10 protein-coding genes and 1 rRNA gene are annotated in these 10899 nt (G+C 46.4%); 3 read left to right on the top strand and 8 right to left on the bottom strand.

What is annotated here, in order from left to right; genetic code table 11:
- Positions 1-103: ribosomal RNA gene (locus H6G00_RS18470) — 23S ribosomal RNA — on the top strand; the annotation flags it as partial.
- Positions 104-715: 612 nt separating this feature from the next.
- Complete coding sequence (locus H6G00_RS18475; RefSeq protein ID WP_190797867.1) at positions 716-1426, top strand: IS6 family transposase; 711 nt, start codon at positions 716-718, stop codon at positions 1424-1426.
- A 110-nt stretch (positions 1427-1536) separates the two neighbouring features.
- On the opposite strand, the gene H6G00_RS18480 is transcribed toward H6G00_RS18475, so the two are convergent.
- Genes H6G00_RS18480 through H6G00_RS18490 form a run of 3 tightly spaced genes read right to left on the bottom strand, consistent with a single transcriptional unit; the run spans position 1537 to position 4665 of the window.
- Positions 1537-2700: an FAD binding domain-containing protein gene (locus H6G00_RS18480; RefSeq protein ID WP_190797868.1), complete on the bottom strand. Its 1164-nt coding sequence runs from the start codon at positions 2698-2700 to the stop codon at positions 1537-1539.
- Complete coding sequence (locus tag H6G00_RS18485) at positions 2697-3974, bottom strand: FAD-dependent oxidoreductase (RefSeq protein ID WP_190797869.1); 1278 nt, start codon at positions 3972-3974, stop codon at positions 2697-2699. The genes H6G00_RS18480 and H6G00_RS18485 overlap by 4 nt, the downstream gene beginning before the upstream one ends.
- A gap of 46 nt (positions 3975-4020) precedes the next feature.
- The gene (locus H6G00_RS18490; protein ID WP_190797870.1) at positions 4021-4665 is read right to left on the bottom strand and encodes a DsbA family oxidoreductase; all 645 of its coding nucleotides are present in this window, start codon (positions 4663-4665) and stop codon (positions 4021-4023) included.
- Between the two features lie 108 nt (positions 4666-4773).
- Between H6G00_RS18490 and H6G00_RS18495 the strand changes: the two genes are divergently transcribed.
- On the top strand, positions 4774-5694 hold the full coding sequence (locus H6G00_RS18495) for a LysR family transcriptional regulator (RefSeq protein ID WP_190797871.1): 921 nt from the start codon (positions 4774-4776) through the stop codon (positions 5692-5694).
- A 250-nt stretch (positions 5695-5944) separates the two neighbouring features.
- On the opposite strand, the gene H6G00_RS18500 is transcribed toward H6G00_RS18495, so the two are convergent.
- From H6G00_RS18500 to H6G00_RS18520, 5 genes are all read right to left on the bottom strand, one after another.
- On the bottom strand, positions 5945-6655 hold the full coding sequence (locus H6G00_RS18500) for an IS6 family transposase (RefSeq protein ID WP_190797872.1): 711 nt from the start codon (positions 6653-6655) through the stop codon (positions 5945-5947).
- 154 nt (positions 6656-6809) lie between these two features.
- Positions 6810-7466 carry a DUF1579 family protein gene (locus tag H6G00_RS18505; RefSeq protein ID WP_190797873.1) on the bottom strand — a complete coding sequence of 219 codons (657 nt, stop codon included), beginning with the start codon at positions 7464-7466 and terminating at the stop codon, positions 6810-6812.
- Between the two features lie 138 nt (positions 7467-7604).
- The gene (locus tag H6G00_RS18510; RefSeq protein WP_190797874.1) at positions 7605-8141 is read right to left on the bottom strand and encodes a VOC family protein; all 537 of its coding nucleotides are present in this window, start codon (positions 8139-8141) and stop codon (positions 7605-7607) included.
- Positions 8142-8155: 14 nt separating this feature from the next.
- A complete protein-coding gene (locus H6G00_RS18515) occupies positions 8156-9337 on the bottom strand; it encodes an L-dopachrome tautomerase-related protein (protein ID WP_190797875.1) in 1182 nt (393 codons plus the stop codon).
- 266 nt (positions 9338-9603) lie between these two features.
- On the bottom strand, positions 9604-10461 hold the full coding sequence (locus H6G00_RS18520) for an AraC family transcriptional regulator (RefSeq protein ID WP_190797876.1): 858 nt from the start codon (positions 10459-10461) through the stop codon (positions 9604-9606).
- Positions 10462-10899: the final 438 nt, after the last annotated feature.

Genomic DNA, 10899 nt, shown 5'->3' on the forward strand with positions numbered 1-10899 from the left:
TAATCCAGTAAGGTCACGGGTAGAACACCCGTTGATAGGCTCTAAGTGGAAGCCCAGTAATGGGTGAAGCTGAGGAGTACTAACAGACCGAGGGCTTGACCTCTTCCATTGGTGTTAATGACAAGCGCTATGCAATCCTCAAGGTTCTAGTGAATATGAATCCCTAGCAACCGTCAGAACCAATTTGTACTGTTTATTTCTAACCGTTTTTCCTGGGTGCTCCTGACGCAGTGGAACCGCGCTCATTCCTCTCGAACTGAGCCTGTGAAACACGGAAGCGGTAAAGATAGCTGGAGAAAAACCTCTTGCCAAAATAGTGAGTGTGCCAGGGACTATGCTTTAACGAGTCTCCTTTCTATCAGAAGGGAGGCTCTTGTCATTGCCTGACGATACAGAGAATACGAATGTCGGATTACTTTTACGTTGCTCAATCCGGAGTTTATACGGCAGAGGTTTGAGGCTTCAGTGCGGATGAAGGCGAGTATGGCTGAGGAGCGCTCATTAATGGTTTTGGCTGCCACTCCGGATAGCGCTCCTGTCTTTTGCACCTGCTAAAGGTTGCGAGTTGAGCATAGCTAAGCTATCAATGAGCAACATTTGATTGTAAAAGTCTTGGACAGAAGTGCTTGAGTCTTTTGCGTACTTAGAACGGTTGTGTCGCAAAAACTAGCGAATGGTAAGGTAAGCAGGACGACACTCTTCTCCTTGCCCTCCGATGTCTACTGCTTCTCTGTTTAGATGGCGGCAGTTTCTGCCCCAAATCATCCTGCTGAATGTGCGGTGGTACTGCCGCTATTCCCTCAGCTACCGAAATTTGGAGGAGATGATGCAAGAACGGGGCATAAAAGTTGACCACTCGACGATCAATCGCTGGGTTTTGCAGTACGCGCCAGAGCTAGACAAACGGATTCGACAGCATCTGCAGCCAACGAACGATTCTTGGCGAACTGACGAAACCTATATCAAAGTCAGGGGAGTATGGAAATATCTGTATCGCGCTGTCGATTCAGCAGGTAATACCTTGGACTTCATGTTGAGTGCGAAACGTGATGGTAAGGCAGCAGCACGCTTCTTTGGCAAAGTACTCAAGGGTCAGCACACCCAAACCCCGCGAGTCATTACAGTGGACAAGAATGCTGCTTATCCGGTGGCAATAGACACTCTGAAAGCGGATGAAACTCTAGCAGCAGAAACCGAATTACGACAGAGCAAATACTTAAATAATGTGATTGAGCAGGACCATCGAAACACCAAGCGGATTGTGAAACCTATGATGGGGTTCAAGTCATTCAACACTGCGAGAAGAACCTTGAGCGGAATTGAAGCGATGAATATGATCAAAAAAGGACAAGTGAAAGGAATTGGGCTGGGGGACAGTGTGTCTCAAGCCAAGTTTATCGAAGCAATCTTTGAAGTGAGTGCTTAGAGCAACGCGAACGACATCGATCGTTTGTTAATCAAAAGTTTTTGCGACACAACCCCAAGATCTTCCAACTGTCCGCTTCATCGACTTGTTCGGCTGCGATCGCTACGTGTTCATTGGTCATCCTCCGATCGCCCGGTGCCATACATAAACTGAGAACGTTCACCCAAATCTTGGCCAACCTTCCACAAATGCATTCCCAATCTAAGTTGGTCAATTTCCCATGCATGCAGGGCTTGATGAACCGCATGATCTTGTTCAATCAGGGCATCCGCAAGCGCGATCGCATTAGCCGCTCCTTTAGAGACGCTGGCTGCTGTGTGTGGGCGAGGAATGAACGCGGCATCACCGACTAATGCAACACGACCAAACGCCATTTGGGGTACCCCTAAATCTAAAATCGCCTGGACAAACGGTTCTTTTGTAGCAGCAACCAGCTTTTGAAAAGGGGGTGCGAGGACTTTATTGGCATACGATCGCATCTCCTGTTCTATCTCTGGAGCCATCATGCCGGGTGGAGTTGAATAGTCGCGACGTTTACCATCTTGGTCGGTGAGAATGCGCGGTAACTCCGTTTTCTCATCATAGTTGACGTACCATACCCAGTTGAAGCGACGGTTTCCTGGCACCAGTGATTCATCCTCGCCGGGAATGACGTATTGCAGAATATGTGAGTTGGGAAATTGATAGAACACAAATCGTTCTGTCATTAGAGCCGCTGTTTCCTGACCAAGATCGGTTTCGTTCACTAACCCACGATAGGCAACATAGCCTGCATAGTGAGGCTCATAGGCGGGCAAGAGTAATCGACGAACGGTTGAGTTTGCGCCATCAGCGCCAATCAACAAATCGCCTGTATCAGAAGAGCCGTCGGCAAAAATGGCAGCCACTTGTTCATCGTTTTGCTCAATTTCTACCAAGTTTTTTCCCTGATGGTAATGCTCAGTTGGAAAGTGTCGCCGCATACTGCCATACAGCAAATTCCAGGAGGTTAAGGTCTGACGCATCGGCATCCGCTGGGCAATGCTGCCATCGCGTTTCAGGTAATATCGCTCGTGCGCTACTACACCTAATGGAGCCTCATAGGCAACTCCTGCCCGTAGAAATGCCTCCACTACATCCGGTTGCAATACGACTCCGCCACCTCGGCTATCTAACGTGTGGGGCGATCGCTCATAAACATCCACCTGCCACCCGATTGATCGCAGCAAAATACCCGCAAATAATCCGCCTAACGAGCCACCAATAACAATGGCATGATTCTCTGTAGCGTTCATCCGACTTCCTCCAAATACTTATGGACAAACGTGACTGCCATTGCTCCTTCCCCTACGGCTGAAGCCACTCGCTTCACAGAGCCATGTCGCACATCTCCTGCCGCAAAGGAACCAGGAACACTGGTTTCTAGAAAAAATGGATCGCGCTCAAGCGTCCAGCATTCAGGTGGTCGACCATCTTTGAGCAAATCTGATCCAGTGACTAAGTAGCCTGCCCGATCCCGAATGATGTTTGTATCTTTTGCCCATTCGGTATTTGGCGCACCACCAATGCAAACAAATAACCGTCGCGTGTCAATTGTCTGTACCGGTCGATCTCGATAGTGGGTCACTTCGATCTGCTGCAACGAGATATCCCCTACCAATCCAGTCACCTGCGTCTGAAAAAGTACCTCAATATTGCTTTTTTGGGTGATGCGCTCAACAAGGTACTGCGACAAGCTAGCTGCTAGCGTATTGCCGCGAATCAACATCGTTACTTTTTCGGCATAGCGCGAGAGGTACATAGCAGCTTGACCCGCTGAGTTGCCGCCACCCACAATAAAGATGTGCTCACCACCACACAGAGGTGCTTCACTTGCACCCGCACCGTAAAACAATCCGACATTCAGAAACTGGTCTTCATTCGGAAGATTGAGCCGTCGATACTCAATCCCTGTAGCGCAGATATTGGCATGGGCAATCATTTTGCTGCCATCCGCCATATCTGTATAGATGCGATTGTTTCGAAATTCTGATTTCACGCCTTCGCGCAGCAGCAGCAATTCAATTCCAAATTTGACTGCCTGCTGACGAGCACGTTCGGCTAAATCAGCGCCACTGATGCCTTCAGGAAATCCCATGTAATTCTCGATTAAGGAACTGGTACCTGCTTGCCCACCAATGGCGTGGCGTTCAACTAGAACCGTGCGTAGGCCCTCAGATGCTGCATATACGGCTGCACTTAAGCCAGCAGGGCCAGCACCATAAATCGACAGATCATACTCTCTGAATTTGGGTTGCGTTACCCAACCGAGTCGCTGGGCAATCTCGCGAATGGTTGGATCAAAGAGTTGGGTTCCATCTGGAAATTCAACAACAGGTAAGCGAATATTGTTCAGTGTTGAGAATCCGAGTTCGCGATCGCAGTCCCGATCGCTCGCTAATTCAATCCAGTCAAATTCAACCACGCTCCGGTTGAGAAAATCTCGAATTTCGTAAGCAGATGCTGAATTGGGCTGTCCGTAAAGTTTGACTCTATGGGGATTGGAGGATGAACCTAAGTCATTTGTCATGGTATCTTTGCCGCCGTTTTTGGATTAAACACATTCATGCTTAGGTTCAGGCAGTTGTTGATTCATGGATTGCCTTTTGCAAAGCTGTGAGAAAGACATCAACGGGTTGAGCACCCGATAATACTTCTTTGCCAATGCGAATGTGAGGAACACCATGAATCCCTTGAGCGATCGCCTGACGTTCTAGTCCTCGTACTTCTTGCATCCCCGCATCAGACAACAGGAATGCTTTTGCTGTTTTTACATCTATTCCGACTTCAGCCGCCAGATTGGCTAAAACATCAAGCTCAACAATGTTTTTTCCTTCTGTGAAATACGCCTTCAGAATGCGTTCTGCCATCACGATTGCTTTATCTTGCTGTTCAGCAAACCAGGTTAAGCGATGTGCTTTCAGGGTGTTGGGCGTAATTGTCATTAAGTCATAGCGAAACTCAATGTCATCATCCTGAGTAGCTTGCATCGTTTTCCCATCCAATTGTTGCGAGTATTCCCAACTGCCAAATTTATTGGAGCGGTAGGTTTTGCGATCCATCCCCATTTCTGGCATCTCTGGATTCAACTCAAACGGTTGCCAAACGCGCTGAATTTCGATTGCAGGTTTGATTTGAGCAATTGCTTTGTTCAGTCGAGTTTCTGCGATTAAACACCAGGGACAAATGAAATCTGAAGTAATTTTGATCGTTAATGTCATGGTGAATTCTGCAATTGATGACTCTTTCAACATAACCTCACTCACAGAAGATGTTAATCTATTCTCAGCGCCAAGCACTTTTGCGTTTTGTGCAAAGATAAACTCAAAATGGATCAATTCGCTGCCATGCAAGCCTTTGCCAAAGTGGTTGAAACAGGTGGTTTTTCAGAAGCATCTCGGCAGCTAGGCGTTGCCGTTTCTTCGGTTACACGCCAAGTCAATGCTTTAGAAAACCTACTGCACACTCAGCTATTCAACCGCTCGACTCGCAGCGTTACACTCACCCCTCAAGGGCGCAAATACTACGACAAGGTAGTGCAGATTCTTCAAGATGTCGAAGCTGCTAATCTGTCGGTTGCAGAGCAGGATGAAGTGCCAAGAGGATTGGTGCGGGTAAGTTTGCCTGCGGCATTTGGGCGACTTCATGTTGCGCCCATCATTGGAGATTTCTTAGAGCAACATCCTGAAATGCAACTTGATCTCAATCTGAGTGATGCATTGTCCAACCCCGTCGAAGACGAACTTGATGTAGTAATTCGTCTGGGGAATCTCGATCGATCTGGTGCCACTTGGCTAGTTCGCAAACTCGCTTCCTATCAGCGCCAAGTGTGCGGTAGCCCAATCTATTTCCAACAGCATGGCAAACCTAATCACCCTGATGATTTAGCCCGCTATAATTGCTTGCGCTTTAGTTACTCCACAGGGTATGAAATCTGGCGGTTTAAACGAGACCAAGAAATTTGTGAAGTTAAGGTGAATGGTTCACTGGTTGCTAATCATTCGGAAGTTCTGCGACAGGTTTGTTCCGATGGGGTTGGTATCATACTCATGCCAACCTGGTTAATTGGTGAAGATATTCGGACCGGTAGATTAGAAGCTGTCTTGAGCGATTTTCAGTTCTATCCTCAAGCCGATATGGACATGGGAATTTATGCACTTTACCTGCCCAATCGTCGTCATTCCCTGCGAGTCCAAACGTTCGTTGATTTCTTGGCACAACGGTTAAGATATCTAGCTGATTCAAACTGATCCAACAGAGATCTGAGCGGTCACCTCCCATAGACAACTTTTAGGTTGCACTCCGACAGATAAACTAAGCAGTCGAACGCCCCCGTTTACCCGCCGCTAGTAACCTTTCGGACTCACCAGTCGACCTGATACAGTCGGTGTGCAACAGGATTTATGGGTAGACAGGAAGTTAAGTGAGGCAAAGGACACAATTGTAGGTTGTGTCGCAAATTCCATGTAAGGACAAACGATCCTTATCCTTATCACTCCCTTAGCTCACGATTCCAAAGATTTCTTCAACAAACTTGGCTTGAGAAACACTATCCCCTTGGTTTATCCTGTTCACCTGTCCTTTACGAATCATATTCATTGCCTCAAGGCCTCGCAGAGTTCTTCTCGCCGTGTTAAACGATTGAAATCCCATCATTGGCTTTGTGATCCGCTTAATGTTTCGGTGGTCCTGCTCGATGATGTTGTTCAAATACTTACTCTGCCGCAATTCGGTCTCGGCTTTCAACGTTTGGTCTGCTTTCAATTCATCCATTGCCACAGGATACGCCGCATTTTTATCCACTGTGATCACTCGTGGAATCTGAGTGTGCTTCGCTTTTAGCACCTTACGGAAAAAACATACCGCTGCTTTCCCATCGCGTTTTGCACTCAGCAGGAAGTCCAGCGTGTTACCCTCAGAGTCCACAGCCCGATATAGATATTTCCACTCTCCTTGGATTTTGATATACGTCTCGTCCACCCTCCACGAATCGTTTGTCGGTTTCAAATGAGGGCGAATCCGTTTATCCAACTCTGGCGCGTATTTCAAAACCCAGCGGTTGAGTGTGGAGTGGTCTACTCGAACGCCTCGGTCTGTCATCATCTCCTCTAAATCTCGGTAGGATAGCGCGTAGCGGCAATACCAGCGCACGTTCAACAGGATGATTTCGGGGAGAAAGTGTCGCCACTTAAACAGATCGGGAGATGCCATCGGATTCAAGCCAAAGAAAAATCGGCTCCCCGATCATAAGCTCAGTTCCTATTTTTGCGACGGAACCTAAAAACATGCTCATCAACACCATTGGGATACTTTTTAAAGAACGTTGCATTCTAGAATTTCTGATAAATGAATTGGGAAATTCTCTTTATTGCATACGTATGTAGGTATATTGAATGGCTAAAAACTCTCTATCTCCTGGATACTGAAAATACTGGCTTAACACCTGGTGTTGGTCGTTCTGCAAGTGCAGAACATGGCGCAGTTTGGTGGAACGCCCATCAATTTGTGAAGTCAATCCTGGAAAAGGATAGGTCATACCAAAACTGATGTTATTTCCCTCAACTGCAATGTTGCGAAAGCTCATTAGCCCAGGGGTGCGAGTATCCATCGATGACAATTGATATTCCTGATCCAGAGGTTGGTAGGTGTAAAGAGCAAGTCGTGTAAACGGTTGATTATTGCTTGTTCCTTCCATGATTTCAAATAGTGTCGTGCAATCTTCTAGCCAATAACGACGTGCAGTAATGTCATTAAATTCAATGGGGGTTGCGTCAGCTGTAAATCGCGCAGTTTGTTTAACTCGGAAAGATCCAATCATTGGCTGAAGTTTGCGATGAAACTCACTATGTAGCCCTAAACGCTCGTTTGCGCTCATTTCTGGGGAAGCAGTTCGATTCATTGTTGCAGCAGAGCAGACTCGAATTGGGGTAGTTATGTTCTGATTTTGAGTGATGGAGCTCTGAGCGATCGCAACAGGAAGACTGAAGTGAAGTAACGGAATCCCCAGAATAAGCGAGACCATGAAGGCAATTATGCTACTAAAAACGGCTGTGCGTTGTGTCGTAAGGATATGAAAAGGGCTTCTGATACGGCTGAGCATGATTACTACTAATAAGTAAGATGATCGAATGTGAAGGCGAGGATGGAGCAAGAATGCTTATTAGGGAAGATCGTTGTAGAGTTCCAAGATATTGCCGTCGATGTCTTTAAAATACACAATGCGAATGCCTGGTGGATCGTAGGTCGCAGGTGGGCTGATAAATTCAACCCCCCGATCGCTCAGAATCTCATAGACGCGATCGACATCATCTACTGCAAACGCTAAGTGTCGCCAACCCTGCGAGAGCATATGTTGCGGCGGTACAGCATTCTGTTCTTCAGGTCGCACTGACCCTTGAACCTGAGCCAGGTCTACTCGAAAGCCTGGGATCTCCATCCAGGCAATTTGCACATTGCCATTGTCGAGTACAACCCGTCTCGTCTCAGTAAAACCAAGTTTCTCTGAATACCATTGTGATGCCGCTTCTACATCAGCAACAGATATAGTCATGTGATGGATTGCGAGTGAAAGCTCAGGCGATCGCGCTGGATCTTGAGTAGATCGCTGTTGGGATTGTTGAGCAACACTATGAATCTCCAGAGAGCTGATAGCTAGAACAGATAGAGTAATAGCTGGCAACAATTTCTTAGGTAGCATTAGTTCCTTTAGTTCTAACGAGCAGGTGCCAATGGTCTGAAGCGCAGCAGGTAATAAGGAGGAACACCGACATCAACGGGCTGAAAGAAAATACTTTTGTGTGCTTGGTTCGTTGCTACATAAACGTAGCCATCTGCGGCAGGTTCAAAGCCTTCACTAAAGTTCAATAATTCATCATCCTTGCGAATCAAGCGGTAATCGCCTTCTGCATTTGTGACACCGATCGCGTTGTATTGCAAATCGGTGTTGTAGACGTTTCCTGCTGTGTCTACCATCAAGCCATCGCCAATGTTTTTGTCGCCATATCGCTCGACACGATTACCCAGTTCTTCTGCATTGAGGCTAGTGTCCGTTAGATCACGAGTGGAGATTCGATAAACGCTTGTGCTGCTCATGGGGCTGTAATAAACCCATTCGTAGGTGGGGTCGATCGCAATTCCATTTACACCCCAGCGGGAGGGTATTTGTTCACCTGTTTCACGATTTGTAGTGATCATCAATGGCTCACCTTCGATAATCGCATCGATCGCCTCAGCTTGTACGCTGGAATGCCCTGCTAGCAACCGACGAGACTCCCCAGTGTTCAGGTCAACTACAACTAATGCTGGGTTAAATTGCCAGGGTTCTGAACCCCCTGCCGTATCTGCAATAATCACCAGATTTCTAGATTCATCAATTACAAAGTCCTGCATAGAAGAATTGGGTTCATAGGCAGGAGATGGAATCTCAATTTCTTTCACCAAAGATTCGGTCGTCGTGTTCCAGCCAATTAACTTAGGAAGTCTGCCATTTCCGCCCATATCCAGCATCCATAACACTCCCTGGCTGTCAATTCGCAAGGCATGAGATTCGTACTGCACTCCAGCCGGATAATCTCGAAATGTACCATCGGGTAGCAATTCATGGACTCGATTTGGATTGGGTGCGCCAAAGTGTTCTGTCCAAATCACTCTGCCATTGGGAGTTTTGACCACCGCAGAAGGGCGAATGGGTAATTCAGCCACCACCTCAAGTTCAATTTCGTTGGATACAGGCATTTCAGGCAATGTCGTATTCTGCAAATCAGCCTGACTAATTAAGGGTTGATTGGTCGTTTCAACAGATTGCCTTGCGAATGCCAAAATTGCTCCAGTTGTGGCGAGTCCAGTTGTGGCGAGCGCCAGTAAAATCAAGAGCTTTAACGTTTTAGCTTGCATGACTAAAATTCCTCTTGTGATTGATTTAGAGCATGAGCTGAAATGGGTTTACCAAGGCATGACGTTTCCGTCAGTTGAAGAAACCTTCATTGCGAAAGCTCAACTTGTAGCCTAATCGACACAGCAGCACTTGGAACACGATATCTTGCAGCAACTAAACCTGCTGAAGCTGTCACACCCGCAAGAACTACTCTGCGTCGTCTCATGAATGCCGTCCCAATATTGCTCAATTACTTACACATAAAATTTACAAAATTTCACGACGTTTACTTTTGAACGTTCTTGCCTTCTTTTGTAAGGTTTTGTTGCGACAAATATTGCCCTGGTGTGACTTGAACTAGCTGTTTGAAATGCCGCGTGAAGTGGCTGACATCAGCAAAGCCAAGCTGTTCAGCAACCTGTTTAACAGACAAACCTTGTTGGAGTAATGCCTTAGCATGATCAATACGTACTTGAATTTGGTATTTGTGAGGAGGTATTCCAACTTCTTTACGGAAAACGCGATTGAGATAATAAGGGCTTAGGTTAACCATCTGAGCAAGATACTCCAGCGAAACATTTTCCTCCAAGTGTTCCTCCAAGTACTCACGTATTTGTTTGATTTGATGCTGCTGTTTTCCTATCAATTGGGACGAGTCCTGAACATCCGCATATCGCTGAATCAGGCTGGAAAGAAAAGATAGTTGCAGAGATTCCTGTTCAAGCCTAGACACTCTCTGTTCGATTGCCCCACAAAATTGGAGGAATTTCGTAGCTAAGTCACAGTCAGTAATAACAGGATGTTTAAAGAACGGCATCGTTGAACATCCTATAAGCTGCTCCGTAACCTCATAAAATAAGTTGGGCTTGATGTATAGCATCCAAAAACTACAGGGAGTATCAAACCACGTTACTTCGCGCGATTTATGTGGTTCATCGGTATGTAGAATACTAAAACTTTCCATAGGAACATGATGACAAGTACCGCGATAAAAATATTCTCCAATTGAATCTGAACTGAAACCAATCTGATAATCTTCGTGAGAATGTTTGGGAATTGGTTCGATGGAACCTGGAACGTAATGATATAGCTCAAGTAGAAGATCATTAACTTGCCAAGCTTTGACCGTATTCTGTTGAGGCATTTTTGCATTCATAGCAGGCAAGGATAGATAAATCTAGGCTGAACATTAAACGAATCTCAAAATACAATTGTGAATGAGCAAAAGATCTGGCGCAATTTGCGAATGAGTGGCGTAATCTTGCAGGGCTAGCCCCTGTGAGCCTTTTAGGCTTTTTGTCTACTTCTAAGCCGTGGTTAGACAGCACAGCTTATTTCAAGTCATCAGAATCCAGAACGCTGCCTTGGAGGGGCACTGACCCATTGCGCTACTCATTTGCAAATTGCGCCAGATCTTTTGCTCACTCACAGCTGTGCATGATTGAACTTCGAGTAGAAGCAGTAACACAGGCTGTGTCGCAAAAACTAGCAAATGGTAAGGTAAGCAGGACTACACTCTCCTCTCTACCCTGTGATGTCTACTCCTGCTCTGTTTAAGTGGCGGCACTTTTTGCCCGAAATC

The organism is Leptolyngbya sp. FACHB-541 (assembly GCF_014695875.1).
Taxonomy (GTDB): Bacteria; Cyanobacteriota; Cyanobacteriia; order Elainellales; family Elainellaceae; genus JAAUTN01.